We start from the raw sequence: 24,756 nt of genomic DNA on the forward strand, positions 1-24,756 counted from the left end.
GCCCCTGTCCGAGCTTTCCTGCATGGAAAGGCTCTTCTTGAAGTCGATCAGGAGGGGATGTCCAAGCCGATGTCGATGGCGGGAGCCGAATGCGTCAGGGCGCCCACGCTGATGAAGTCCACCCCGCATTGGGCGATGCGGCGAACGTTTTCCAGGGTGACCCCCCCGGAAACTTCCAAAAGGGCCTTTCCCCGAGCCAAGAGCACGGCACGTCGAATGTCGTCGAGGGAAAAATTGTCCAGCAGGACTACGTCCACGCCGACATCGAGAGCTTCCTGAAGCTGACCCAGGGTGTCCACCTCCACTTCGACACGCAAGGTGTGGGGAGCGCGGGCGCGCACACGCTCCACAGCCTGCCGCAGTCCACCTGCCGCTGCGATGTGGTTGTCTTTGATGAGTACGCCGTCGAACAAACCAAAACGATGGTTGCGGCCGCCGCCGTGGCGCACGGCGGCTTTTTCCAGATCTCTCCACAGCGGGGTTGTCTTCCGCGTGTCCAAGAGCGTGCAGCCGGTTCCCTGGACAGCGTCGACCATGCGGCGGGTCAGCGTCGCAATGCCGCTCAGCCGTTGGATGATGTTCAAGGCCGTCCGTTCCCCTGTGAGAATGGAACGCAAGGGTCCTCGCAGCGTACACAGAAAACTGCCAGCCGAGACAACGGCTCCATCCCCGTGATGGATGAGAACTTCCACACGGGGATCGAGGATTTCATAAACCAGGCGTACCGGTTCCAGACCGGAAACGACGCAGCGTTCCCGTGGGACCATGTGAGCGACGCCGGTCCGACCTTCTGGAACGGTCCCCAGGGTGGTCACATCCCCGGGGCCGAGATCTTCCTCAAGGGCCCACATCAGTCTTTGGCGTAAAGGGACCATCACCCCTCCAAAATCCCGCCGGACTCACCTCACCAAATCACCCGCAGGAGTGTCTCGGATTCCCCTTTATCCATCGACTCTCCCGGTCGATCGAAAGGTCCCCCCGTCGCACCAGCCCGACGGGGAATCCCCTCATCGGGCGACCCGAACAGGAATGAGCCAATCTTCCATCTGGGGAGGAGAGCCCGAAACAAGGACACAGACCGCCAGATCCTCACCGAAAAGCCGCTCCACCCGAAGCCGTCCCTTGGCGTTCCCGGGAATCCACGCTGCCGGTGTTCCGGTCGGTGAATTCACCAGGCGGCCTTCGCCGATGATGTCCAAAAGATCGCCGACCATGAGGCCTGACCGATGGCCCGCGCTCACGAACCATTCCCCCTTCTGATCAGAAAAGACGTGGGTCGTCCACGGCATGAGACCCTTATGGTCCAAGGCCTGCTCGTAGCTTCGTCGGGCGATCAGTTCCAAGAATTTCTCCACATCCCCGGATTCTCTCAAGGGCATTTCCATCTGTTGCAATGGAAAGCGGTATCCGATGCCCGCATCCACCACACCGAATCTCGCCTTAGCCGTCCCGGGAAAAGAGGACGGGATGGTGAGGGATTCCACCAACGCAAGAAAGCGCACACCGGGATAGATGGCCGTGATGCGCACGATGCATCCCAAATCGTGCCGCTGGAGACAATCCGTTTGCGACAGAACCTGTTCCAGATCGCGGTGATGGACAAACAACACGTCGTAGGTGACCGACAGCCGATCCGCTTGCGCAAGCAGCCGATCGGCGAGGTATGAAGGTACACCTTGGGAGTCCACGAGGAACCCAACCTTCCAGCGCAAGAGGTCACCACTCGGAGGACCCGGACGCCTGCCCTCGAACACAGCCGCTTCAAGCTTAGCCAGTCTCTTTTCCTGAGCTTCCTGTGTTTCCTTGGCAGATTCGTCAGAATCTTTCCTCGAACCGGAGAGTACATCGGCGAGAACGAACGGCTTTAGATCCGTCCGCTCTCGAAAATAGTCCCCGGAGAGGAGAAAAGGATGATCCACGAGGACTTCTCGGACCTCCGCCGCCGAATACTTTTGGCCGGGAGCTTTCTCCCGACTCACAATGTCCGGAGAGGACTCACATCCACTCACGCCCACAAGAAACAACACCAAGAGAAAGCCTACTGGATTGGCGATCGACACAGCCTTCATGAACTTCACTCCCCACCAAAGGCCTTGACTGAAAGAAAACGGGGTATAGCGGCTTTTCAGGAAGCCCACTATACCCCATTCCCGTTCAGAGCGTTAAGTGAAAGAAGAACCGGCTCTTAGAAATTCCAAATGAGCTCCGCGGCAACCCTCGATGCCGTGTCGTCGCTCTGCGCGCCCAAGGCGGCGGTGACGTCCTCGATGACTTCACCCGGGAAGAAGAAGGAAGCTTGGCCTTTGACGAAAACGTTCTTGTGCAAGGCAACCGTCAGCTCGTTATCCCATTCGGTCCCCACAAAACCGGACTTTACCCAGGTTTCGGCGTACGGATAGACGAAGCTTTTCACCTTGATGTCTTCGTTCCACCAGAAGTTGTTCACATTGGTCCGGTAGATGATGAACTTTTTGGGAGCCGCGGTCAGCCCCACACTGACCATGGTCAAGCCCGGGTTGTCCCCGCGACCGTTGCCGTAGCCGGCAAAGTTCTGCAACCCGCCCGTGAAAATGGGTGTTCCGTTACCGTAGAATTCCGGCAGATAGCCGTAAAGCGCCGTTCCAAGGACAAAGTTGGTGTCACCGATGATCGTGTTTTCCCCACCCCAACGGTTCGAAAAACGTTGAGCGTTTTCAATGCCGTTATACCCTTCGAGTTTGTCGTCGTTGGGATCGTCGTCACCCGAGGTGTACATCGCGCCCACGTGAGGCTTTACGCTGAAACCGATCCAATCTTTAAGTTCCAGGGCCACATCGGCCGCCAAGGCATAGGCCGAGATGTCATAGCTGTTGTACTTCAGCTTCTGGACGTTGTCGGCCGAACCGAATTGATAGGCGCCTTCCACGAAGAGTTCCACCGGCCCAAAGTTGCCCACATAGTAAGACGCCACATGGTGCGAATCCGTCTTTGGCGTTCCACCGCTCACCGTCTTTGCCGCGCCATAGGCAAAAGGAAAATCCGGATCCGTCGGGTCGGGGGCAGATCCGTCCAGTCCCAAGAGGTCGTAGATTTTTGCCATGGAAATGCCGGTAGCCGACCGAGCCGCCCCCCAGGCCGCCGTGTAGAAATCTCTTACAGGAATCGCCCGAATACGGTCATATCCATAGAAGAACTTGACTTTATGTTTGTCTGTGATCTTGTAATCCGCGTAGGCGGCAAAAAGATCTCGGTCGTCATCGTTGGCGGCAAATTCGTATTTGCCGATGGTTCCTGTGAGGTTGGTCTGGAAGTTGTTTTCGGCCAACTTGAAATACCCGATGCTGTAGCTCAGGGAGCCCGCGTTTCCATCCAACCAGAAACCCGGGTTATCGTCGGCGTACACCATGGAGGCGCCATCATAGTGGTCAAAGCCCCATACGTCCCAACCGGCATGAAACCGCGTCTCATAAGGCAAGGCCACACTCACGTTGAGGCGTTCCAAACCGAAATTGCTGCTGTCCCCGCGGCCGCCTCGATTGTCCACGGTGTCTGTGTCGATGGGACGATCGTATTCCAACGCCGCGTAAAAGGACCATTTGCGATCCGTCGGCATGGCATTGAAATAGATCTTATCCTCGTTACGAATGTATCCCCCTCGAACCGTGCCGCTCTCATTGCTGTGGGTCTCAAAAAGGGTGCCACTGTATTTGCCACCCAAAAAGCTCTTCCCCTGGAGGTTGTCGCTCATCCCGAAATCCCAGTTGGACTCGGAAGTGGGAATGAATCGCACGAGAGCTCCGAAACTCATCATGATGTCTTTCTTCGTGGCGACGCTCACACTGCCCGGCCCCACGATGACTTCTTCGGTGATATCCTTCTGGGGTTCGGCCCAAAGCTGAGATGCCCCTGCTCCACCCAGCAACACAGCGCCCACCAACGCTATCGCCAGACTTTTCCAACTCATATTTTCCCCCTCTCTATCCATTTCAGAACGCGACCGCGCTTTTCGACAACAGCCCCTGATCCACATTGGCAGCCTCGCCCCCTCCTATTCATCCCCCCTTTCTGTGCTGAGAATCCCCCGCCCAACATCCGGCCCGGGAGAGATCACATGGGATACGTCAGGCCAGCACACTGCGGCGAAGACTCCCACATCCTCGTCAATGTAAAGGAAACTTTACGTTCACGTCAAGGAAGAAGCAGGCTTGTCTTCGTCTTTCCTTCTCTGTAATTTTATGGCCTTACCGTAGGGCCCCCGTCGAGAATCCGCGGAACCGGGGCGCTTTTTGGAACGCCTGGAGTCTCGACCGCTCGAGACACCCTCATCGGGCCCCTTTTATGGGCGGAAAAGCCCAAGGGAGGCTCGGCCAGGTCCCAAATGGGATTTCGTTCTTCGGCTTGAGGGTCCCCGTCGGAGAGGTTCCCGCGGACGGGAAAATCGCCTCCGGACGCCGCATAATCAGAGGATTCACGGCGCATGACGGGCCATTGGGAAGCAGCACAAAGATTATGTGGACCATGAACGATGGCTGAAAAAAGCTGCCAGGATCGCGGGGAGCGCGTTCCTTTCAACGCCGAGGAGGTTCTCGTGCTCGCGGAAGCCATCCGCATTGCCGAGGAACTCATCAGCGACCATTTTAAGATTTCGACATCCCAATGGAAACGCTACCGCTACGATATCCAATCGCTCAAAAACCTCCAGCCTGAAGAAATCACGGACCATGCTTTTGCTCAGATCCGCCGTTACGCGTTTCCTCCTGGAGACAAAACGCTGGCCAGCCGTCACGGCGACTATTTCAAGATCTGCCTTCAAGATCATGTGATCCGAAGAGCCCTTTGTCGAGATCCCCGTGTCTCTCTATTACCTCTGGCAACGTATATCGTGACCCATGAGATCATTCACGTGCTCCGCTTTGCCCGGTTCCTTCAGCGGTTTGACGCTCCCGAGAAGGAAAGAGACGCGGAAGAAGCCCGCGTTCACCGTGAAACCCTCCGATTGCTCAAAGATTTGAGAATTCCCGGGATGGATGCCGTTCTCAAGGCTTTCGGAACATGCCCTTTTATGGAAACCTTCGTCACGGAGCGAACGGATGGGAAGCTTTCCCATTGACGCTTCGAGGGCCATTCGGTAAATAGAGCCGCCTTACTTGGATGGATGACCGAGCCGGCGTTCGGCACCGGCTCAGCTTTTTTATGGGTTTTTAAGTCGAAATGTGTCACGCACGAGGAGGCCTGATATGGCTCGGCATAAGAAGATTGAACGTCGCAGAGAACTGGAACGCCGACGACGAAGACGGGATAAGAGGAAGAAACTGAGAGCCAAAGGTTTGTTGCCTCCGGCAGAAACCGCGCAGAGTTCGTAACGACTAAGCCATCGCCGGATTCACTCTATGGGTCTCCAAGGAGGGACGCTCACCCTCACATGTTTTCATGTGCCGGAACCTTCCGTTTCGGACTTCTGGTCCTTTGTGGATGAAAACCTCCGCGAAGGAGCCTACAGAAGCTCCGCTGAAAATGAAGGGTCCGCGAAAGGGTTTGCCCGATGGGAAGACCTCTTTGACTCTACTTTCCCTTTTGCCGGCTACCGCAAAGGCGAATATGTGGCCTTTCAATTTCGGGTGGATCAGCGCAAAGTTCCCGCCTTGGTGCTGAAACAATATGAACGCGAGGCACTTCACGCCTATCGCGCCGAACACGACGGCAAATATCCGCCTCGGCACGAACGGTTAAAGATCCGAGAGGCCATCCAGAATCAACTCTTGGAGCGCGTCTTGCCGCAGCCGAGCGGCTGTGAGGTGGTGTGGTCGCCTGTCCAACACCGGCTCATTGTGGGCACGGCAAGTCTGAAGATGTTGGAAGCTTTCCTCGCCCACTTCGAAAGTGCCTTCAAGCTCCACCCCATCCCTCTATACCATGTGCAACGGGCGGTGTACGGGTTGTCCCTCCAGAGCCGACTTAAGGATATCCTCTGTGGACTCGTCTCCGTGAAATCGCCTCATGCCATGCACGAAGGGCGGTTTCTGGGCTATGAATTCCTCACGTGGCTATGGTACCTTGCGGAATCGCAGGAAGGTCGAGTGCCGCTGGGGGAAAAGGGATCTGCCTCGGTGGCCTTGGGGGAACGGGTAGTCTTGAGTCGTCAGGATGACGGCAAGGAACGCGTCATCTGCATGACGCAAGCGGGAGCCTTGGACGAAGCCCGCACAGCCTTGCGTCAAGGCAAGATGGTCGAAGAAGCCCAATGGATTGTCACCACTGCAGATAATGAATACTCGCTCGTTCTGGACCGTGATTTGTGGGCCGTCAAAGGACTGAAAACACCGAAGCAGATCCCCCGGACGGACGACGATGATCCGGACGGCCGATTTCTGGAAAAGATGTTTTTCATTGATGAGGTCTTGAGCATCCTGGATGCGGCCTTTGAACAGTTTCTGACCCTCCGGCTGACATCCGCCTGGTCGTCTGACATCCTGCCGGCTCTCAAACTTTGGATCCACGGCGGCCCAGCCGAGTCTATGTCTTCGGGAAACCATGACCTGGCATGAGGTCACCCGGGTACTTTTTGATGCGGTAATCGCCCATCCTGTCAGTCTTGTGCTTGCGGTTATGGCGGTGGCGTCTCTCGGGTCCGTGTATTGGATTCGGCGGCGGCTTCGTCGCTCCTGGCATGCACTCCTAGAAGACGCTTCCGAAGAGCCCTTCACATTTCTCGAGGAACATTCCCTGAGCGACCAGGATCAGGCGGCTTTGAATTACCTCCGGGAGCTCCGCCAACAGGTCTGGTCCATGCCGGACTCGGCAATCAACTTGTCCTTTGACGCCTTTTTTGTTCGCGCGCAGGACATTATCCGCACTATTGCGGGCATCTATCATCCGGACGCAAACGAGCCCCAATATCAGGCTTCCTTGGAAGCGCTGCTCGCGCTCTCACGTCGCACGGCTTCGCGATTGGAAACGATCGTGCGCCGAGGGCCCTTCCGGCTGCTGTCCAGTCGCCCTATCGGGCATTACCGAACCCTTTACAAGACCTATCGAAGCGTCCACGAATCACCGCTTGTCCAATCCCTCAAAAGGTACGAGATCTTTTACAAAGCGGCCAGACTACTTTGGCATTTTAAAAACTGGAAGAACCCCTTGTATTGGGTGAGCAGAGAACTTTCCAGGGAAAGCCTCCAGTGGCTTGTGCGATGGTTTTCCATTGCTCTCATCAATCAGGTGGGTAAAGAGGCCATCCGACTCTACGGGACACACACTTTCGTCGACGACGAGGAACGGGATTTGGTGCTCGTTTGCGTCAAACTCCATGCGCTGTGCGCATTGCAGGAGCCATCTCGAAGGACGGACCTTTTTCAGGCTTGGGTTTCCTTCGTGTGTGATCTGCCGATTTTGGACCCGGCAACGAAGATTCGCATCTTGCGTCAGGCGATGAATCCCGGTGGAGAACCCCGCGAGCACACAGCGGCCTCTTTTCGAACCCGCCGGGGCAGCGCCTGGTTCAAGAAAGGTCTCGACAAATTAGGGTTGTCTCAACCATAAAGACAGTTCACAGAGACGCCGCATGGTGTTAAACTTGCTCATGATTAAGTCCGTGGGCCGACCAAGATCAGTTCAGCGGTTTCACGGAAGATCTCTCGGGTACGGCGTTCGTGATCGCCGTAGAGGAGGAAACCTTGAGTCCTTTTTATAAGAACCTGGCCTTGTGGCTGGTGATCAGCCTCATGGTCATTTTGCTTTTCAACATGTTCAACCAGCCACAAACCTCCCGCTTGGAGACGACCTACAGTCAGTTTCTTGATGCGGTGCGCAAGGGCGAAGTGGCCCAAGTGACGATCCAAGGGGATCATATCCTCGGCGTGTACGTCAACGGCAGCCCGTTCCGTACCTTTGTCCCTCAAGATCCCGACCTCATTCGAATCCTCAGGGAACGGGGCATTGAAATCCAGGCGAAACCCAAAGAAGAATCGCCGTGGTACATGACGATCTTGATCAGCTGGTTCCCCATGCTGCTCCTCATCGGCGTGTGGATTTTTTTCATGCGCCAGATGCAGATGGGCGGCGGTAAAGCCATGAGTTTCGGCAAAAGCAGGGCACGGCTTCTCAGCGAAGATGCGCGAAAAGTGACCTTCAAGGATGTGGCGGGGGTCGACGAAGCCAAAGAAGAACTCCAAGAAATCGTGGAATTCCTTAAAGATCCCAAAAAATTCACACGGCTCGGGGGGCGGATCCCCAAAGGCGTACTTCTCGTCGGAGCCCCCGGCACGGGAAAAACTCTGTTGGCCCGAGCCATTGCCGGTGAGGCGGGTGTTCCTTTTTTCAGCATCAGTGGTTCAGACTTTGTGGAAATGTTTGTGGGCGTGGGCGCCTCCCGGGTGAGGGATCTCTTCATGCAGGGAAAGAAATTTGCGCCATGCATTATCTTCATCGATGAAATCGACGCCGTGGGTCGACATCGAGGCGCCGGTCTCGGCGGCGGCCACGACGAGAGAGAACAGACGTTGAATCAGCTGCTCGTGGAAATGGACGGGTTTGAATCCAACGAAGGGGTCATTTTGATTTCCGCCACCAACCGCCCGGACGTGTTGGATCCGGCGCTCCTTCGGCCCGGGCGGTTTGATCGACAGGTCGTCGTCCCCGTTCCCGACATTCGCGGTCGTGAAGGCATTCTGGCCGTCCACTTGCGGGGCAAGCCGCTGGCCGAAAATGTGGATGTGAAAGTCCTGGCCAAAGGCACTCCGGGATTTTCCGGAGCGGATTTGGAAAACTTGGTCAATGAGGCCGCGCTCTTGGCGGCTCGACGCAACAAGGACAAGATCGAGATGTCCGATTTTGAAGAGGCCAAGGACAAGGTCATGATGGGCTTGGAACGCAAGAGCATGATCCTCAGTGAAGAGGAGAAGCGAACCACCGCCTTTCATGAAGCCGGCCATGCGCTGGTGGCCCGACTCCTACCCGGAACGGATCCCGTCCACAAAGTCACCATTATCCCTCGGGGTCGAGCCTTGGGTTTGACACAGCAGCTGCCCCAGGACGAGAGGCACACGTATCCTAAAGAGTATCTGCTCAACAGCATCGCTATCCTCATGGGCGGGCGGGCTGCGGAAGAAATCGTTTTCGGCCATCAAACCACGGGAGCCTCTAACGACATCGAAAGGGCCACGCAACTGGCACGCCGTATGGTGTGCGAATGGGGAATGAGTGAGCGTATGGGACCGCTCAGTTTCGGCAAAATGGACGATCAAGTCTTTCTTGGTCGAGAAATCGTTCAGCACCACAGGGATTACAGCGAACAGACCGCCATTCAGATCGATCAGGAAGTCCGTCGTCTGGTTGAAGAAAACTACAAGAAAGCCAAAGAACTTCTGGAAACCCATCGGCCCGTTCTGGAAGCCGTCGCTGCCGCTTTGTTGGAAAAAGAAACCTTGGAGAATCAGGATATCGAGCGGATCATCGCCGAGATACGGCCGGATCTGGCCCGTCCGTCGCCTTCCAGCGATCCCCCTTCTCCAGGGCCGCCTGTGCCCCCTGAGTCGCAGGATGCCTCCCAAAGCCCCCATGTGGCGACCTCGGGCAACTCGGCTTCCCATGCCGGGCAGGCCGACTCCCCCGAACAACGCGTTCCTGAAACGGGGGCCAAAACTCCGGGAGCTGGCACAGAATGAATTGGGCTCCGCGGGCCGTTTTCCGTCTGAAACTGCGATCTCAGGAATGGGTCCTCGGCCAGCGGACTCAATTGATGGGCATCGTCAATGTCACCCCGGATTCTTTTTCCGACGGCGGCAAATGGGCGACCCGCGACGCCGCCGTCACCCAAGCCCTTCGGCTGGTCCGTGCCGGAGCGGACATTCTGGACATCGGGGGCGAATCCACCCGTCCATTCTCCGATCCCGTCCCGATAGATGAGGAGTTGCGCCGCGTTCTTCCCGTCATCGAAGAGCTCCGAGCGCACACCGATATTCCCATTTCCATTGATACCACCAAAGCCGAAGTGGCCTTTCAAGCTCTCAAAGCCGGGGCGGATATTATCAATGATGTCAGTGCGCTGCGTTTCGACCCCGAGATGGGTCCCCTCGCTGCAGAGGCCGGGGTGCCACTCATTGTCATGCATATGCTCGGCACCCCAAAAACCATGCAACAATCGCCGAACTACGACGCTCTTTTTTCCGAGATCATCCGGTTCCTCGAGGAGCGCATTCAAGCGGCCACGGCGGCAGGAGTCGACCGAAACCAAATCATTGTGGATCCAGGAATCGGTTTCGGCAAAACGGTCGCGCACAATCTGCGCCTCATTCGAGACTTGGATGCTCTGTCCGTCTTGGAGCGTCCGATCCTTTTGGGAGCATCGCGCAAACGCTTTATCGGCACGATCCTCGATGCCCCTACGGAAGACCGAGAAATCGGCACTGCCGTCGTGAACGCCTTGGGAATCGCTGCAGGGGCCCACATCCTCAGGGTCCATGATGTGGCCGTGAACCGACAAGCGGCCCTCATGGCCGATGCGGTCCGTCACGCCTTTTGGCGTGAAAATCCAAATGACTAAGACCACCGGAGAACAGTCTCATGGGCAAACTTTTCGGCACAGATGGCATTCGCGGTATTGCGAATCAATTTCCCATGACCACAGACATCGCGATGAAAGTCGGGGTCGGAGCGGCCCATCTTTTCAAGAGCCGACACCGAAGACCGAAGATCGTCATCGGTAAGGATACCCGCCTTTCCGGATACATGATTGAAAACGCCATGACCGCGGGCATCTGTGCCATGGGCGTAGACGTGCTCCTCCTCGGACCCCTGCCGACGCCCGGCATCGCTTTTATCACGGCGAGCATGCGGGCCGACGCCGGTATTGTCATCTCGGCATCACACAACCCTTATGAGTACAATGGGATCAAAATCTTCGCCCCCACGGGTTTCAAACTTCCAGATGAAGTGGAAGCTGAAATCGAAAGACTCGTCCTTTCCGGGGAAGTGGAATCGTTACCTCGACCCGATGTTGGAGAAATCGGCCGTGCCAAGAGAATTGACGATGCGCAAGGCAGGTACATTGTTTTCCTCAAGAACACTTTCCCCAGACACCTGAGTTTGGAAGGAATCCGTGTGGTGCTTGACTGTGCCCACGGCGCCGCTTACAGAGTGGCCCCATCTGTTTTTGAAGAACTGGGGGCCCAAGTCATCCTGATGGGCGACCGGCCCAATGGCAAAAACATCAATGACGGCTGCGGTTCCCTGCATCCGGAAAACATGGCCCGGTTGGTGCGGGAGCACGATGCTCAAGTCGGGATCGCCTTCGACGGAGATGCGGACCGGGTCATCCTTGCCGACGAAAAGGGCGACATTCTCGACGGGGATCAGCTCATGGCCATTTGCGCCAAGCACCTGGCAGAAAAGGACAGACTTTGCAAACGAACCGTGGTGGCCACAGTGATGAGTAACATGGGGCTGGAAGTCGCTTTGCGCAACCTGGGGATCTCCTTGATTCGGACCGCCGTCGGAGACCGCTATGTCGTGGAACGCATGACTCAGGAACAACTCAACTTCGGGGGAGAACAATCCGGCCATATTGTCTTCATGGATCACAGCACCACAGGCGATGGCATTCTTTCGGCTTTGCAGGTGCTTTCCGTCATGCTGGAAGTCGAAAAACCCCTGTCTGAACTCAAGGCCGTTATGGAACGGTTCCCTCAAACCCTAAAGAATGTGCGGGTCGGCCAAAAAAGGAATATTCAGGAGATTCCAGAAATTCAGGCCCATGTCACCAAGGTGGAAAAGCTCTTGGGCGACAACGGCCGCTGCTTGATCCGACCCTCGGGCACGGAGCCGGTCATCCGCATCATGATTGAAGGTCGAGACGAACATCTGATCCAAGAATTGGCGGAGGACCTGGCTCGGCTCATCGAAAAGCATTTCAATCAGCCTTAAACCGCACCCCGGGTTCCCAGGAGACAAAAAACCGATGCTTCTTGTCATGGATGTGGGCAATACCAACACGGTGCTTGGACTTTATGACGGGGATGATTTGGTCCACGACTGGCGCATTCGCACCGAAGTCCACATGACCGTGGATGAATACGGTATCTTGCTGAAAAATCTTCTCGAAACCCGAGCCTTGCCTCTCAAGGTCGTGACGGACGTCATCGTCTCCAGTGTTGTGCCGCCCGTTGTGAACCACATCGAAGGCTTTTGCCGCAAATACTTTGACACAGATCCTGTCGTGGTCGGACCGGGAATTCGCACCGGCATGCCTATCCTCTACGATAATCCCAAAGAAGTGGGCGCCGATCGGATTGTCAACGCGGTCGCCGCCTATGAAACGTTTCAGGCGGCAGTGATCGTCGTCGATTTCGGAACTGCGACGACGTTTGATTACGTCTCAGAAAGAGGCGAGTACATGGGTGGGGTGATTTGCCCGGGTATTCTCATCTCGTGTGAAGCCCTTTTCCAGAAAGCTTCCAAACTGCCCCGCGTGGAGATTTTCGCCAAGCCGAAATCCATCTTGGCCAAAAACACCATCGCTTCCATGAACGCGGGCATAGTCTATGGGTATGCCGGACTGGTCGAGGGCATTATCGCACGGATGAAGCGGGAAATCCAAAAACCACTCAACGTCGTGGCCACAGGAGGACTGGCACCTTTGATCGCCAGCGAATGCCCCGCCATAGAAACGGTCGACGACTTCTTGACCCTGAAAGGCTTGAAAATCCTCTTCGAAAGGAACCGCCGCTGACCATGCGAGCGCACCGTTTCCGTCGCGCCCCAACCGGCTCTGCTTGCAAGCCTCCTCGCCTCCAGCCTGGAATGACCGTCGCCTTGGTTGCGCCAGCGGGCACCTTTCCCGAAGCCTCGGTGGAGAAGGTCGGCAGGCTCCTGGAGCAGCTCGGGTACCGTGTCCGGATCGGAAATCACATTTTGCGACGGTTCCGGTATCTTGCCGGGGAAGATCATCACCGGGCGCACGATCTCTGGCAGGCGCTGGAGGATCCGGCGATTCACGCCATTTTTTGTTTTCGGGGCGGCTTCGGGAGCAGCCGGCTCCTATCGCGCCTCCCGCTGATGAATGTTCACAGCTCCTGCAAGGTTTTTCTCGGCTACAGCGATGTGTGCTTTCTTCATGCGGCGTTAAACGCATGGGCTGGATGGATGACCTTCCATGGGCCCAACGCTCTGGAATGGATCGAGGACCCCGACGGTTGCACCGAAACCCTGGCGTTTCTGGAAGGCCGCAAGGCTTTCTCATGGTCTTTCGGACTCGAACAAATTCTCCACCCTGGACGGGCGAAAGGCCGCCTTGTGGGAGGGAACTTGACGTGCCTCACCCATATGCTTGGAACACCATACGCGCCGGATTTCGACGGAGCCCTCCTTTTTCTTGAAGACAAAAGCGAGGCCCCCTATCGGATCGATCGCATGCTGGTTCATCTCGGACATGCCGGCGTGTTCGATGCGGTGAAAGGGGTTCTGTGCGGCTCTTTCGTCGGATGCGGCGACCCTCAAGAAATCCGCACCCTCATCAAAGAACACATCCTTCCCTATCACATCCCGGTGGTCGTGGATCTGCCGTTCGGGCACGGCCGATGGAACCAGGTGCTTCCCCTCGGAGCATCCTACATTTTGGATACGACGGCCCGACACCTCCAGACCGTCGAAGACGTGTTTCGTGATGTATGAAAGCTCTCGAACATCGCATTCTGTCCCTGGTGGAGCCGGCCTTAGCCGAAAGGGTTTTTTCCGGAGCGAGCCTCGGGGTGGCGCAGGGCGAAACCATCGTGTTCTCTGGGTCTTGGGGGACCACCATGTTCGGCCCCGAAGGGAAACCCGTCACTTGGCACACTCCCTTTGATTTGGCATCCCTCACCAAGCCGATCGCCACCGCCACTCTTTGCATGATTTTCATGGATGCAGGCCGCCTTGTGCCGGAAGATCCTCTCGTTCGCTTTTTCCCTTCGCATCGGATTCCAGAAGACAAGCGTCAGATCACCGTGGAGCAGCTTCTTTCCCACAGGTCGGGTCTTCCCGACTACAAACCCTATTTCCGCGACTTGATCCGTGTTGCCCCCCGAGACCGGAAAGCGACTCTTCTCAATTGGATTCTCCAGGAACCCTTGCTGGCCAGACCCGGAACCATCAGGCGGTACAGCGATCTCGGTTATATTCTGTTGGGTTTGATCTTGGAGCACATCTCCGGAACCGAACTGGATCAGTTGTTCGCCGATCAGATTCGCCCGTCGCCGGAAACGTGGAGCCTCGGGTACCGTCGTCTGATCGCCCGCACGGCAGCGGACACTCCTGAGTTCGAATCGGCGGCATTGGAAGAAGACAAAACACAGTGTGTTGCCACGGAACAGTGTCCTTGGCGAAAACGCCTGATCCAGGGGGAAGTCCACGACGAAAACGCTTATTGCCTCAACGGCGTCGCGGGCCATGCCGGCCTCTTCGGCTCGGCGAGAGATGTCTGGACCTGGGCGAAAGATCTCTTGAATCTCTACCGGGGAAAACGCTCTGAGGCCCTTCCGAGGATAAGTTCTGAAACCATCCGGTTTTTCTTGGAAGTCCGCGGCACCGTTTCGAACAATCCCTCCCCTGAGGTCTCCAGTGCTGCCGGGCCCCTTTGGCATGCTTCATCCTTTGAGACCCCCCCGGGGAATCACGCAGACCCGGGAAGTCTTCCGTGCGGTTCCCCTCATAGCGGAGAAAGATGGTGCCTCGGCTTTGATCTTCCCAGCCCCCAAGGGTCGAGTGCCGGCCGATTCTTTTCCCCACATACCGTCGGACATCTCGGCTTCACAGGAACGTCTTTTTGGATGGATCTCGATCGTGAAATTACCGTAATTTTTTTGACGAACAGAATTCACCCCCATCGGCATGATGAACGTCTCCGAAGTTTACGCCCCCGTTTGCACGATGCCATCATGGAAGGTTTACTTTTCGACCAAGGGGCGTCTTCGGCTCGGGATATTGGAGGTTCATGATGATTTCTGCAGCGCCATCCGGTGAATGTCGACTTTTGCGCCTGTACTTTATGGGGATCAGCGGCATCGCCATGGGCACGCTGGCGTGTATGGTGAAAGACCTGGGATGCGAAGCCCTGGGCTCAGACACCAATGTCTATCCCCCAATGAGCACCTTTCTCGAAGAACGGGGCATCCCCGTCCTCACAGGCTGGAATCCGGAAAACCTCGAGATCGCGCACCCGGATGCGGTGGTTGTCGGTAACGTCATCCGTAAGGACAATCCGGAAGTCCTCCGGGCCAAAGAGCTCGGCCTTCCCCTCTTGTCCATGCCTCAAGCACTGGATCACTTCTTTTTCTCAGGCCGGAGAACCGTGGTTGTCTGCGGCACGCACGGGAAGACCACCACCACCGGCCTGTTGGGCTGGATCTTGGAACAGGCGGGGCTGGACCCCACGGTCTTTGTGGGTGGCTTTGTGCAGTCGTGGCGGCGCAGTTATCGCACGGGGCGGGGCCCCTTCATGGTTTTAGAAGGCGATGAATATGATACAGCCTTTTTCGATAAACAGCCCAAATTTCTCCGTTACAGACCGTGGATCGCTGTCGTGACGAGTATTGAATTCGACCATGCCGACATCTACCGGGATATCGATCATGTGACAGAGGCATTTCGAGCGCTCAGCCGCCTTGTGCCCGAAGACGGCTACCTGGTGATCCACGGCGATGATCCCCGATGCGCGGGGCTCACGACCTCATGCGCCGGCACCGTCGTCACCTATGGCCGCTCTGCCGGCTCCCAGTGGCGCCTGGAGGACGCCACACCAGAGAATGGAATGTCGGCCCTCATGGTCAGGTCTCCGGACGGGACCCGGTATCGGTTAACTTCACGCCTCCCGGGACGTCATAACGCCTTGAATACGGTCGCCGCCGTCGCCGTTTGCCGTCTGTTGGACGTGCCTATGGAGAGAATACGGACCGGGGTTTCGAGCTTTACCGGGATGAAGAGGCGCCAGGAGGTGATCTATGAAGACAATGGTCTCCTTGTCCTGGAAGATTTTGCCCACCACCCCACAGCCGTGCGGGAAACCATTGAAGCCGTCAAGAATTTTTATTCGGGACGGCGTGTGCTGGCCGTCTTTGAGCCTCGGACCAATTCCAGTCGGCGCCGGTTTTTCCAACGTGACTATGCCGAGGCGTTCCAAGGCGCCGCCTGGGTCGGAATCAAAGAACCCAGCGGCTTTCACACCATTCCCGCGGAAGAGCGGTTGAACACCGAACAGTTGGTGGAAGATATCCGCACACACGGGATTTGCGCGCAGCTCTTTGCGCAGGGCGAGCCCGTGGTGCCGGCGCTCCTCGAAAAAACGCGCTCTGGTGATGTGGTGCTCCTCATGAGCAACGGGAGTATGGATGGCCTACCTTTGGAGCTGTGCGCAGCCCTGCGGCAAAGAGGTTGATGAGACCGGCGAAAGCCTTGGGCGCTCCGTGGCGCATTTCTAGGAGAACATCATGAAGCCCAAAGATTCGGCGAGAATCCTCCTCCATGCCTGCTGTGGTCCGTGTCTCCTCTACCCTCTCGATTTTCTCGCCACACAGGCGTGGACGATCCATGTTTTCTTTTACAACCCCCATATCCAGCCTTACCAAGAGTGGCAACGGCGTTTGGAAACCGCCCGGACTGTGGCCGAAGCTTCCCACATCCCCTTTATTGTCCGTGAGGATTATGAGCTAGAGGGATTTTTTAGAGAGACAGCATTTCGGGAAAGCCGCCGCTGTCTCTACTGCTACGCACGAAGGCTTGAAGCGGCGGCTCGCCTGGCAAAAAAAAGCGGGTTCGACGCTTTTTCCACAACGCTCCTTTACAGCAAACGGCAGAACCACGAGCTGATTCGGCAAATCGCGGAACAGGCTGCTTCGGCGTTTTCCGTCCCCTTTCTTTACGAAGATTTTCGAAAAGGGTGGACGCACGGGCAACAAAAAGCCGTGGCCATGGGTCTTTATCGGCAGCAGTACTGCGGCTGCATCTACAGTGAACGGGATCGGTACGGCCCCAAACGAAAGGATCGTCAGTGATAGGCGTAGATTTCCACCTTCGCGGGAGCTCTCAGGAGCGCATCAATTTCTTTTTGGAGTCGTTCCCTTTCGGGATCTTTCTCCCACGCTTTCCAAGCGTCTAAACTGGCCCATGTGCTGATGACGAGAAATTTTTGCGGGTTATTGACGGCGCGCAAAGTTTCCCCGGAGATGTATCCCCCGGACTTCATCGCCCTGGCCCGGAGTTCCACAAGCTTATGCTGCAGTTGCAACTCGTTTTCTGGATCCACAACTCGTTCGATGATCACGCGGATAGCCATCTTCTTTCCCCCTTCTGCTGTTGGAGACACTGCGCGTCTGTATGGAGCTGATGTTTTTTAGCATGCCTATTGACTGCAGACAACGACAGGACAGCATCGATGTGGAAATTCAAAGGGATCAAAAATACTATCGTAGAGTCTTATCGGCACATCTACCACGTCGGCACGCGCCCGGATTTGCCCATCATGCAAGGCAAAGACCTGGCCTGCCACCTCGGATATGATCCCACCCTCGCGCAAAAAGTCCCGGAATCCATGTGGGCCCGGTTTTTCCCCTGCGGCAATCTGCTGCCGTGGGTCAAATCCCTTGGATTTTCGGAGCCGAGGATTCTGAATCTGGGAGCCGGCATCGGACTCGATACATTTTTCCTGACGTTCGGGAAAATCATCTCCCGCGGGTTGATTGTCAACGTGGATACAGCTGAGGAGGCCCTCAGGTACGGTAAGGCCTTCATGGCACACTCTGAGAACGACAAAGAAACAAGAAAACCCCACATATTATGGGTTCAGGCGGATGGCGAGCGCATCCCCTTTCGAGATGAGGTTTTTCACATCGTGCTTATGAACGGAGTTTTCAACCTTTTTGAGGACAAGCACGTCTTGCTCCGAGAAGTGTTCCGAGTTCTCAGAAGGCCGGGAAGCCTTTTGCTTGCGGATCTCGTCAGAATCGGGCCCCTCCCGCCGGAATGGGGAACGGCTCACGAGGGCTGGCTGTGGTGCATCAACGGCTCTCTTGACGAACACGAATTAGAGGCGCTTTTGCAAGACATCGGGTTCTCTCACGTAAAAATCCTGAGGCGGGACGCCGAGTTGGAGCCTTTATGGAGGGAGGTGGTCTGCGCCCACAAGCGCATGTGACCCCCTCCTTTATTCTTTATTCTTCAGGGACCATCTCAATGGCTCGGGTTGGACATTCTTCCGCGCAAATGCCGCATCCCTTGCAGTACTCATAGTTGATTTCCACCGGGATGCTCCGGGTGATCACCCCTTCTGGACAGTAGAGCCAGCAAAGAAAGCAGGACGGCTTCCGGTTTTTTGTCGGGGTACACTTTTCGGGATCGATGACGGGCCGTTCGGATCGCCAATCTCCGGTGCGGCCACCCTCGCCTTCGCAAGCTGAAGAATGCGTATACGTGAATGGGTCTTTCCGCGGTTCTGCCATGATTCTGACCATTCCTTGGTGTTAAAGAGCTTTCATTCCCAGCTCATCAAGCGCATTCCAAACGGCATTCGCCCATGATGCGCGTCCTCTCATAGGCCAGCCGCGCCCCTAACCGATTTTTCTCTAGAGCCTCCCCGTGGAAATGATGTGCCAGCGCCCGATCCAAGCTTTCGAGATTCACAAGTCCCGAGGCTCTGGCAAAGCCTCCGAGGATGGCTGTATTGGAAATGACGGCCCCAGAAACCGTAAGCCCTGCCTCTCGGGCGCACGCCGTAGCGTTCGTTGTGGCCACTGTGAATGCTTCCTTAAAAAGAAAATCTTCCGGGCTCTTCGCCGTGTTGATCACCACCAGACCGTCGTGCTGAAGTCCCGAGGTCACATCCACGACGTCAAGGAGTGTTTCGTCCAGGACAACGACGATATCCGGTTGCACCACCAAAGAATAAGTCCGGATAGGTTTCCACGAGAATCGATTGGTGGCAATGACCGGCGCCCCTCTCCGTTCCGCTCCAAAGAACGGGGCCGCCGTCACTCCTTGATATCCTTGTTCAAAAGCCGCTTCAGCCAAGATCATGGCGGCGGTCACAGCCCCTTGACCACCCCGGCCGTGCCACCGCACCTGAATGTATTTCCTTTTCGTCATACCACGCCCCTTGGTCTTCCCCCTTATGGCCCCATGTGTCCTGCCCCTGCGTGACGGGTTCTCTTACCCTCTTTCTCCGCCTAGGTCAATATGCCCAGAGCCGCATCCTCAGCGGTTAACCCTTGTCACAAGGCCGGTCCTTCCTGTAAAGGAGAGCCCGCATGCCAATGTGAGATCAAGGAGAAAAAAAGTGATGCATACCGGACAGAAACCTGTGGAGACCTTAATCCTTCCCAACAATCTGGAGTTGCGGATCTACGATCGATCGAGGAAGCTCGCCGGGGATCGATGGTATGTGGAAGTCATGGTGGAGATCCCTGTGCCGATCCCCCCCGAGATCCTGGATAGGCTCACTGCGGATAAATCCCTAACGGAAGAATTCGTCCGGGAACACGGGAACCCCTTTCCGTACCGTTACAGCAAAGCACGCCACTTCATCGACGAGAAGGAAAAAGAACGTGCTTTTCATGAGCTGAAAGAAGATTTCCTGAAAACTAATTGGAACTATTTGGGTAGTCCTCGGTTTGCTTCATTGGTGGTGGCGAAGGCCTTTAAGGAATGGGAAGAACGCCGGCGCTGGTGGCGTTAAAGGGAGGACCTTCCGCCCCCTCCATGATCTCCGGGGAAAGGCTAGGGGCGAACGTCGACTCGGGTGCCCCGATCCGCCATTTGGTAAACTTCCACCATATCGCTATTGTACAGGGCGATGCATCCGTCCGTCCAATCCCCGTGGGCACCCCCCCCATGGATATAAATTTCTCCTCCAAGAGGTGTATCCCATGGGGGCTGGAGAAGACGGTCCAGGGCGAGGATGATGTCCCGGTACTGCGCCGGAGAGATCAGGCCTGCCGTGAGAGCTTGCTCGGCATGCCGCTGGCTTGGATAAGACAACGCCAATGATTTAAAGAACCGGCTTCTCGGATTTTTGAAGCAGACAAAAAAGCTTCCTTCAGGGGTCCTGCCATCCCCCTCACATTTTTTGTCCCCTTTCGGATTCTTACCCAGACCGATAGGATAATTGCGCACAAGCACCTCGCCATCCATCACGTAAAGGCGTCTTTTGTCTTTGTAAACATAAAGTTGGGGGGAAAGGATTTCTTCAGTGGGCCGGAGATAGTCGATGCGCACCGGCTTAAGGTCTCCGAAGGGACGATAAGCCTCTTCCGTCACCTGTTCCTCGGTTTTCAAACCCTTGTCTTGCAACTGTCCCTGGGGCGACGGGCCTTGGACCGTGCATCCCACCGCCCCCAGAGCAACCCAAATCGTTAACCAACACCAGCCGTGGCGCATGATCGATTGACAAAACGCTCGGCTCTTGAAAGATCGTTTCTCGTGACGAACCATACCCCCCCCTTCAGCTTCCGTGAGTTCTTAGGATCCTGCCCGAACCGTGCCACTGGAAAGGTCAACGATCTGTGGATTGATGAATATCAAAAGTTCGTTTTTCTCCATTCGAGTAGACTTCGATTTGAAAAGATTTCCCAGGACAGGGACCTTGTGGACACCGGGAGTGCGACTTTCTGAATCGGACTCATTTTCTTCAATGATCCCACCGATGACCACCGTGGCTCCGTCATCGACCAGGAGTTCCGTATCCACCTTGCGGCTGTCGATGGCGGGGGGTTGCCCAGGGATGACTTGGGTGTAGTTCGGTGCTTCTTTTTTGGCCTGGATCTGTAATCGCACACGCCCATCTGGTGTCACATGGGGTGTGACCTGGAGTTCCAGCGTCGCATCTTTGAATTCCGTGGAAATGCCGTCCTCGCTCTGTGCCTGATAAGGAATCTGCGTGCCTTGAGAAATCGTCGCTTTCACATGATTCATGGTCAAGACTCGTGGCGCGGAGATGATCTTGCCCCGTCCGGCCTGTTCCGCCGCCAGCAGCCGTAAATCCAAGTTCCACAGCGTGGTCCCCACCAACTTGCCCACACTCAGGCTCGCCGTCGATGTGGCCGTAACAGGATGGTTCACGGCATAATTGGTGTCCACCTGATGATCAGTAGTCTTACTCAGAGCGAAACCCCACTCCACGCCTAAATCCCGGGACGCTGAGGTGCTGAGCTGGACAATTCGAGCCTCTATAAGCACCTGCTTGTTGGGTTTGTCAAGACGCGCGATGATTCCCTTGGCCGCAGCGATGCGTGCCGGATAGTCCGTGTAGAGGATGGTCCCGCTGCGCTGATCCACGCTCACCTTGCCGTCCGCACTTTTGATCTCCGAAATCTTGGCGGCGATCTCCGCAGGTTCGGCGTAATTGATTTGGAGGTACGCCGTGTCCAATTCCCCCAAATCTTTTTTCGTCTTCAGGAGCTGCTGTTCGATCTTGAGGCGCTCTTCGCGCTCTTTCATCTCTTGCCTTAATTTGTCTTCCTTGGCGATACGGATGACCCCTCCCACTTCCTCGCGACCCAGCCCGTTCATCATCAAAACCATATCCAGAACCTGATCCCATGGAATGTTTTCCACCTTGAGAGTCACCTTACCGCTCACGTCCGGTTCCACGACAAGATTCATGCCGCTCACATCGGCAAGGAGTCTGAGCACGTTGGTCAGGTCGGCATCTTGAAGGTCTAGGCTGATGGGTTTGCCCTGGTACGTCTTTTCCAGAGGAAGTTGGGCGCCCTCCAATGGCGCCGATTCGGAAGCAATAGCCTGCGTTCGGTTTGATTCTTTGGAGGGAGCACCTCTCTGCGCCTCCTCTCCGGGCGACGACGGCGCGGGGGCAACCGTTCTCTTCTCGTCCGCTTTCCCGGGATATACACGCACCACCAACCGCTCACTCTCAGCACTGCTTTCCAGCCGCTCCACTCCAGGTAAAACCCGCCCCAAGACCGTGAAAACTCCACCCTCGCCATAGGAAACCCTTAGGGAGCTTAGACGCTTTGAAGCTGAAGGGATGGAGCCTGAGCCAAGAGAAGTGACGACATCTTCCAGAACGATCTGGAAGCCTTGACTCCCTTGATGCCGCGCCCGATAGCGCAAAGGAATCCTATCGGTGATGACCGACACCTCTGTGCGGTCGGGAAAGTCTTTGGCTTGAACACCGAAGACCTTCACTTTGTCTCCAAGCGATGAAGCTCCGGCGGTGGCCTCGGGAGTTGTCCTGACTGGGATGTTCGTAGGGGGTTGGGCCAGAACCGAACCCGCCAGGAATGTGGCACAGATAAAGGAGGCAACGGCTCCTAGGGTGAGACTTTCAAAAGAATTTCTGAGGCTCATGGTATCCCGTCCTGTCTTTCATGTCTCCAGCCGGTCCGTTCCAATCCACCTTGTCGGCAAACGCGATGGTGCCTCTAAACCCCGTCCATCATTTTTTGGGCGGTGCCGGTTTCTTCCTCTCATGTTCTTCCAAGAACCGATAAGTCGAGAGGTTGCAAGAAACCTGCACGGAAGAATCGCTTCGCCTTTTCAGAGCCACGCTGTCGACCTGGATGATGCGCCCCAGTCGGCTAATTCTGTCCAGGAACATCCCTACCTGGTGATAGCGCCCGACCAGATCCAGACGCACGGGGATGGTCGCATGAAATTCATGAAGGGTCTCGGCCGACGGCTGGAAGAGCAGGTTTTCCAATCCCTCCTCGGCACCGATTTGAGAGACGGTTTCCAGAAGAGCCGGAATCTCTCTTTGGTCGGGAAGCATTTTGAGCATGGCCATCAACTCCGCTTGAGCCTTCTCGACCTCTTGGGCAAGTTTTTCGGATTCAGCCGCGTATTTCTTCAATGTGGCTATTCGTGTTTCTTGGCTCTTGATGCTGGAGCGGAGCTGCTCGATCTGTTTCTTTTGAGGAGTGTACTTAAAGTAATAAAACACCGCAGCCAAAGCCACCACCGTCACCACCAAAACCAGCACCCTCTGAACCACCGGGAGCTCATCAATCTTCGCCTCAATGGCTTCTATGGGGAGGGATACCTTTTTCATGGAAACCTCCGGGTGTCAGCCTTGTGGTTTTCCCTGGGGTGGCGCTTCTGGGGACACTTTTTCAGTTTCCGGACTTTTGGCGCCTTGGTCTTTTTGTGCCAGTGCTTCCTTGACTTGCGAATAGGGCACCATGGACCACGTCAGACGGTATTCCCTAAGTTTAAGCTCCCCCATGGACGTCTGTCTCGAATGGGCCAACACCACGCTGCCTCGGACCACATAGGGGGATTGCTCGAGATTTTTCATGAACTCGGCCACGCTCTCGTTACTCTGGGCGATCCCGCCCACCTCGACCTTGTTACCGGTTACGGTCAACGTTTCGAACCATACCTTCTCTGCCGGAATCCATAGGCTCATCAGGGCCAGAATCCGAGCCATCTTATCCCTGTCTTTTTCGAGCCCTCGGATCACCTCCTTCTTTTTCTCGATGGTCTCTTTTTGTTTTGTCAGATCCTGAAGAATCTTCTCGTACTTGGCATATTTGGCGGCCTCTGCCTTCAATTCAGATTCCCGCTGCTGGAGACGACGTATTTCCCCGGCTTGACTGGACCAAATATACGCGATGACAACCCCCATTGCGGCCACACCGGCGAGGTAGGCAAAAAGATACTGGCGGGCGGTGCTCCGGACCGGCTTCTTTTCGGCAGGCAAGAGGTTGATGCGGATCATTTGTCCCCCGCTCTCCTGAGTGCAAGTCCAAGGCCGATGGCCATTTGAGGCCCGATTTGATCCAAATACGCCGGGTCAAATCGGCCCGCATCCACCTCAAGATGCTGTAATGGATTGCAAACCTCGGCGCGAATCCCGAGTTCGGCTTCCAAAAACTTTTCCATACCCGGTATCCGAGCCGATCCCCCACTGAGGAAAATCTTGTGCAGCTTGGCCTCGGGAAAATGGCTAAAGAAAAAGTCTAGGGCTCTTCTCAAATCTGTGCTCAATTCCCCCAGTGCCTCGATAAAGGCCTTCTCCAGCCGCGCCCGATCCACCTGTTCAGAACCGAGCCCCAACTTGATTCTTTCTGCCTGTTCCGGAGAAGAACCGAGTTCCGAGGCAATTCTGTGGGTGATGGTGTGTCCGCCAAAAGCCAGGTCCCGCGTGAAAAGGGGACGACCGGCCTGAACTATGGTCATGGTCGTCTTAGAGGCCCCAATGTCCATCAAGACGATGTTCTCATCGGCAAACACACCGTAGGTGGCCTCAAAGGCGTTGCTCAGAGCAAAGTAATCCACGTCGATGACCATCGGCTCAAAACCCGCCGAGCGGAGCATGCTCACATGGAAGGATACGGCCTCCTTCTTCGCGGCAACGAGAAGGACGTCCATAAATTTCGCCCGGCTTTTGGAAACATCCACAATCTCATAGTCCACATTGACTTCATCCAACTGGTACGGAACGTATTGGGCGATTTCTTGTCGCAGACGGATCCCCAATTCTTCTTCTGTCATGGTGGGCATTTCGATTTTTTTGATCATGACTTCGTAGCCAGAAATGGACGCTGCAATGGGACCCGGCTTGATTCTAAGATTCTTCGCCAATTTACGCAGAACGTCGGCAACCACCTTCGGGTTTTCGATGCGCCCTTCGGAAACAGCGGAAGAGGGCACCAAAGCCATGCCCATGTTCTCGAGCTTGTGCCCGGCCTTCCCTTGGGTCAGTTGCACCATCTTGACCGCATATGACCCCACATCAACGCCGACTAGTTCCATACGTTTTCGGAACATTCGCCCTACGGCTCCCTGTCCACTTTGATGTTGACA

Annotated in this window: 25 protein-coding genes; 14 read left to right on the plus strand and 11 right to left on the minus strand. The window is 55.9% G+C overall.

Annotated elements, in window-relative coordinates:
* Positions 1-47: 47 nt before the first annotated feature.
* The 3 genes from nadC to ACZ5K9_RS04315 all read right to left on the minus strand — a co-directional run bounded on the left by nadC (position 48) and on the right by ACZ5K9_RS04315 (position 3,943).
* Complete coding sequence (nadC, locus tag ACZ5K9_RS04305; protein ID WP_464273185.1) at positions 48-875, minus strand: carboxylating nicotinate-nucleotide diphosphorylase; 828 nt, start codon at positions 873-875, stop codon at positions 48-50.
* 132 nt (positions 876-1,007) lie between these two features.
* On the minus strand, positions 1,008-2,069 hold the full coding sequence (locus ACZ5K9_RS04310; RefSeq protein WP_464273186.1) for a hypothetical protein: 1,062 nt from the start codon (positions 2,067-2,069) through the stop codon (positions 1,008-1,010).
* Between the two features lie 116 nt (positions 2,070-2,185).
* The gene (locus tag ACZ5K9_RS04315; RefSeq protein ID WP_464273187.1) at positions 2,186-3,943 is read right to left on the minus strand and encodes a hypothetical protein; all 1,758 of its coding nucleotides are present in this window, start codon (positions 3,941-3,943) and stop codon (positions 2,186-2,188) included.
* A gap of 561 nt (positions 3,944-4,504) precedes the next feature.
* Here ACZ5K9_RS04315 and ACZ5K9_RS04320 point away from each other — a divergent pair.
* The 12 genes from ACZ5K9_RS04320 to ACZ5K9_RS04375 all read left to right on the plus strand — a co-directional run bounded on the left by ACZ5K9_RS04320 (position 4,505) and on the right by ACZ5K9_RS04375 (position 16,994).
* Positions 4,505-5,089 carry a hypothetical protein gene (locus tag ACZ5K9_RS04320; protein WP_464273188.1) on the plus strand — a complete coding sequence of 195 codons (585 nt, stop codon included), beginning with the start codon at positions 4,505-4,507 and terminating at the stop codon, positions 5,087-5,089.
* Between the two features lie 127 nt (positions 5,090-5,216).
* Positions 5,217-5,342 (plus strand): hypothetical protein, encoded by a 126-nt coding sequence (locus ACZ5K9_RS04325; protein ID WP_464273189.1) that lies wholly within the window; start codon positions 5,217-5,219, stop codon positions 5,340-5,342.
* 27 nt (positions 5,343-5,369) lie between these two features.
* Entirely contained in the window at positions 5,370-6,524 is a 1,155-nt protein-coding gene (gene rdgC / locus ACZ5K9_RS04330) for a recombination-associated protein RdgC (RefSeq protein ID WP_464273190.1), read from the plus strand.
* On the plus strand, positions 6,511-7,515 hold the full coding sequence (locus ACZ5K9_RS04335) for a hypothetical protein (protein ID WP_464273191.1): 1,005 nt from the start codon (positions 6,511-6,513) through the stop codon (positions 7,513-7,515). Before rdgC ends, ACZ5K9_RS04335 begins: the two co-directional genes overlap by 14 nt.
* Positions 7,516-7,649: 134 nt before the next feature.
* Positions 7,650-9,638 (plus strand): ATP-dependent zinc metalloprotease FtsH, encoded by a 1,989-nt coding sequence (ftsH, locus tag ACZ5K9_RS04340; protein WP_464273192.1) that lies wholly within the window; start codon positions 7,650-7,652, stop codon positions 9,636-9,638.
* Entirely contained in the window at positions 9,635-10,516 is an 882-nt protein-coding gene (gene folP, locus ACZ5K9_RS04345) for a dihydropteroate synthase (RefSeq protein WP_464273193.1), read from the plus strand. The genes ftsH and folP overlap by 4 nt, the downstream gene beginning before the upstream one ends.
* Positions 10,517-10,536: 20 nt before the next feature.
* Positions 10,537-11,895 (plus strand): phosphoglucosamine mutase, encoded by a 1,359-nt coding sequence (gene glmM / locus ACZ5K9_RS04350; RefSeq protein ID WP_464273194.1) that lies wholly within the window; start codon positions 10,537-10,539, stop codon positions 11,893-11,895.
* A gap of 34 nt (positions 11,896-11,929) precedes the next feature.
* Positions 11,930-12,700, plus strand: a complete 771-nt coding sequence (locus ACZ5K9_RS04355) for a type III pantothenate kinase (RefSeq protein ID WP_464273195.1) — start codon at positions 11,930-11,932, stop codon at positions 12,698-12,700.
* A gap of 83 nt (positions 12,701-12,783) precedes the next feature.
* Positions 12,784-13,641, plus strand: a complete 858-nt coding sequence (locus ACZ5K9_RS04360) for a S66 peptidase family protein (RefSeq protein ID WP_464273196.1) — start codon at positions 12,784-12,786, stop codon at positions 13,639-13,641.
* Positions 13,638-14,942, plus strand: coding sequence for a serine hydrolase domain-containing protein (locus ACZ5K9_RS04365; RefSeq protein WP_464273197.1), 1,305 nt, complete (start codon positions 13,638-13,640; stop codon positions 14,940-14,942). The genes ACZ5K9_RS04360 and ACZ5K9_RS04365 overlap by 4 nt, the downstream gene beginning before the upstream one ends.
* A complete protein-coding gene (locus ACZ5K9_RS04370) occupies positions 14,939-16,378 on the plus strand; it encodes a UDP-N-acetylmuramate--L-alanine ligase (protein WP_464273198.1) in 1,440 nt (479 codons plus the stop codon). Before ACZ5K9_RS04365 ends, ACZ5K9_RS04370 begins: the two co-directional genes overlap by 4 nt.
* A gap of 52 nt (positions 16,379-16,430) precedes the next feature.
* Positions 16,431-16,994, plus strand: a complete 564-nt coding sequence (locus ACZ5K9_RS04375; RefSeq protein WP_464273199.1) for an epoxyqueuosine reductase QueH — start codon at positions 16,431-16,433, stop codon at positions 16,992-16,994.
* Here the strand turns inward: ACZ5K9_RS04375 and ACZ5K9_RS04380 are convergent.
* On the minus strand, positions 16,988-17,275 hold the full coding sequence (locus ACZ5K9_RS04380; protein WP_464273200.1) for an antibiotic biosynthesis monooxygenase family protein: 288 nt from the start codon (positions 17,273-17,275) through the stop codon (positions 16,988-16,990). The genes ACZ5K9_RS04375 and ACZ5K9_RS04380 overlap by 7 nt on opposite strands.
* Before the next feature lie 99 nt (positions 17,276-17,374).
* Here ACZ5K9_RS04380 and ACZ5K9_RS04385 point away from each other — a divergent pair, with 99 nt between their 5' ends.
* On the plus strand, positions 17,375-18,133 hold the full coding sequence (locus tag ACZ5K9_RS04385) for a methyltransferase domain-containing protein (protein ID WP_464273201.1): 759 nt from the start codon (positions 17,375-17,377) through the stop codon (positions 18,131-18,133).
* Positions 18,134-18,149: 16 nt separating this feature from the next.
* Here the strand turns inward: ACZ5K9_RS04385 and ACZ5K9_RS04390 are convergent, their stop codons facing one another.
* Complete coding sequence (locus tag ACZ5K9_RS04390) at positions 18,150-18,437, minus strand: 4Fe-4S binding protein (protein WP_464273202.1); 288 nt, start codon at positions 18,435-18,437, stop codon at positions 18,150-18,152.
* A gap of 46 nt (positions 18,438-18,483) precedes the next feature.
* Positions 18,484-19,080 (minus strand): 2-oxoacid:acceptor oxidoreductase family protein, encoded by a 597-nt coding sequence (locus tag ACZ5K9_RS04395; protein ID WP_464273203.1) that lies wholly within the window; start codon positions 19,078-19,080, stop codon positions 18,484-18,486.
* A 193-nt stretch (positions 19,081-19,273) separates the two neighbouring features.
* Between ACZ5K9_RS04395 and ACZ5K9_RS04400 the strand changes: the two genes are divergently transcribed.
* Positions 19,274-19,669: a hypothetical protein gene (locus ACZ5K9_RS04400; RefSeq protein WP_464273204.1), complete on the plus strand. Its 396-nt coding sequence runs from the start codon at positions 19,274-19,276 to the stop codon at positions 19,667-19,669.
* A 41-nt stretch (positions 19,670-19,710) separates the two neighbouring features.
* On the opposite strand, the gene ACZ5K9_RS04405 is transcribed toward ACZ5K9_RS04400, so the two are convergent.
* The 5 genes from ACZ5K9_RS04405 to pilM form a co-directional block, all read right to left on the minus strand.
* A complete protein-coding gene (locus ACZ5K9_RS04405) occupies positions 19,711-20,424 on the minus strand; it encodes a L,D-transpeptidase family protein (RefSeq protein ID WP_464273205.1) in 714 nt (237 codons plus the stop codon).
* A gap of 27 nt (positions 20,425-20,451) precedes the next feature.
* Positions 20,452-22,299, minus strand: coding sequence for a type IV pilus secretin PilQ (locus ACZ5K9_RS04410; protein WP_464273206.1), 1,848 nt, complete (start codon positions 22,297-22,299; stop codon positions 20,452-20,454).
* An 88-nt stretch (positions 22,300-22,387) separates the two neighbouring features.
* The gene (locus ACZ5K9_RS04415; RefSeq protein ID WP_464273207.1) at positions 22,388-22,999 is read right to left on the minus strand and encodes a type IV pilus inner membrane component PilO; all 612 of its coding nucleotides are present in this window, start codon (positions 22,997-22,999) and stop codon (positions 22,388-22,390) included.
* A 15-nt stretch (positions 23,000-23,014) separates the two neighbouring features.
* A complete protein-coding gene (locus tag ACZ5K9_RS04420; protein WP_464273208.1) occupies positions 23,015-23,668 on the minus strand; it encodes a PilN domain-containing protein in 654 nt (217 codons plus the stop codon).
* Entirely contained in the window at positions 23,665-24,720 is a 1,056-nt protein-coding gene (gene pilM, locus ACZ5K9_RS04425) for a type IV pilus assembly protein PilM (protein WP_464273209.1), read from the minus strand. Before pilM ends, ACZ5K9_RS04420 begins: the two co-directional genes overlap by 4 nt.
* Positions 24,721-24,756 lie beyond the last annotated feature (36 nt).

It is taken from the genome of Desulfosoma profundi (assembly GCF_055387865.1).

What these genes read in the sequence shown, in the direction of transcription:
- ACZ5K9_RS04390 (WP_464273202.1), bottom strand. Translation starts at nt 18,437, where the DNA reads ATGGCAGAACCGCGGAAAGACCCATTCACGTATACGCATTCTTCAGCT.
- folP (WP_464273193.1), top strand. Translation starts at nt 9,635, where the DNA reads ATGAATTGGGCTCCGCGGGCCGTTTTCCGTCTGAAACTGCGATCTCAG.
- ACZ5K9_RS04385 (WP_464273201.1), top strand. Translation starts at nt 17,375, where the DNA reads ATGTGGAAATTCAAAGGGATCAAAAATACTATCGTAGAGTCTTATCGG.
- ACZ5K9_RS04375 (WP_464273199.1), top strand. Translation starts at nt 16,431, where the DNA reads ATGAAGCCCAAAGATTCGGCGAGAATCCTCCTCCATGCCTGCTGTGGT.
- ACZ5K9_RS04335 (WP_464273191.1), top strand. Translation starts at nt 6,511, where the DNA reads ATGACCTGGCATGAGGTCACCCGGGTACTTTTTGATGCGGTAATCGCC.
- ACZ5K9_RS04415 (WP_464273207.1), bottom strand. Translation starts at nt 22,999, where the DNA reads ATGAAAAAGGTATCCCTCCCCATAGAAGCCATTGAGGCGAAGATTGAT.
- ACZ5K9_RS04315 (WP_464273187.1), bottom strand. Translation starts at nt 3,943, where the DNA reads ATGAGTTGGAAAAGTCTGGCGATAGCGTTGGTGGGCGCTGTGTTGCTG.
- ACZ5K9_RS04405 (WP_464273205.1), bottom strand. Translation starts at nt 20,424, where the DNA reads ATGGTTCGTCACGAGAAACGATCTTTCAAGAGCCGAGCGTTTTGTCAA.
- ACZ5K9_RS04355 (WP_464273195.1), top strand. Translation starts at nt 11,930, where the DNA reads ATGCTTCTTGTCATGGATGTGGGCAATACCAACACGGTGCTTGGACTT.
- ACZ5K9_RS04320 (WP_464273188.1), top strand. Translation starts at nt 4,505, where the DNA reads ATGGCTGAAAAAAGCTGCCAGGATCGCGGGGAGCGCGTTCCTTTCAAC.
- ACZ5K9_RS04420 (WP_464273208.1), bottom strand. Translation starts at nt 23,668, where the DNA reads ATGATCCGCATCAACCTCTTGCCTGCCGAAAAGAAGCCGGTCCGGAGC.
- ACZ5K9_RS04365 (WP_464273197.1), top strand. Translation starts at nt 13,638, where the DNA reads ATGAAAGCTCTCGAACATCGCATTCTGTCCCTGGTGGAGCCGGCCTTA.
- ACZ5K9_RS04310 (WP_464273186.1), bottom strand. Translation starts at nt 2,069, where the DNA reads ATGAAGGCTGTGTCGATCGCCAATCCAGTAGGCTTTCTCTTGGTGTTG.
- rdgC (WP_464273190.1), top strand. Translation starts at nt 5,370, where the DNA reads ATGGGTCTCCAAGGAGGGACGCTCACCCTCACATGTTTTCATGTGCCG.
- ACZ5K9_RS04410 (WP_464273206.1), bottom strand. Translation starts at nt 22,299, where the DNA reads ATGAGCCTCAGAAATTCTTTTGAAAGTCTCACCCTAGGAGCCGTTGCC.
- nadC (WP_464273185.1), bottom strand. Translation starts at nt 875, where the DNA reads ATGGTCCCTTTACGCCAAAGACTGATGTGGGCCCTTGAGGAAGATCTC.
- ACZ5K9_RS04380 (WP_464273200.1), bottom strand. Translation starts at nt 17,275, where the DNA reads ATGGCTATCCGCGTGATCATCGAACGAGTTGTGGATCCAGAAAACGAG.
- ACZ5K9_RS04400 (WP_464273204.1), top strand. Translation starts at nt 19,274, where the DNA reads ATGCATACCGGACAGAAACCTGTGGAGACCTTAATCCTTCCCAACAAT.
- glmM (WP_464273194.1), top strand. Translation starts at nt 10,537, where the DNA reads ATGGGCAAACTTTTCGGCACAGATGGCATTCGCGGTATTGCGAATCAA.
- ACZ5K9_RS04370 (WP_464273198.1), top strand. Translation starts at nt 14,939, where the DNA reads ATGATGATTTCTGCAGCGCCATCCGGTGAATGTCGACTTTTGCGCCTG.
- ACZ5K9_RS04395 (WP_464273203.1), bottom strand. Translation starts at nt 19,080, where the DNA reads ATGACGAAAAGGAAATACATTCAGGTGCGGTGGCACGGCCGGGGTGGT.
- pilM (WP_464273209.1), bottom strand. Translation starts at nt 24,720, where the DNA reads ATGTTCCGAAAACGTATGGAACTAGTCGGCGTTGATGTGGGGTCATAT.
- ACZ5K9_RS04325 (WP_464273189.1), top strand. Translation starts at nt 5,217, where the DNA reads ATGGCTCGGCATAAGAAGATTGAACGTCGCAGAGAACTGGAACGCCGA.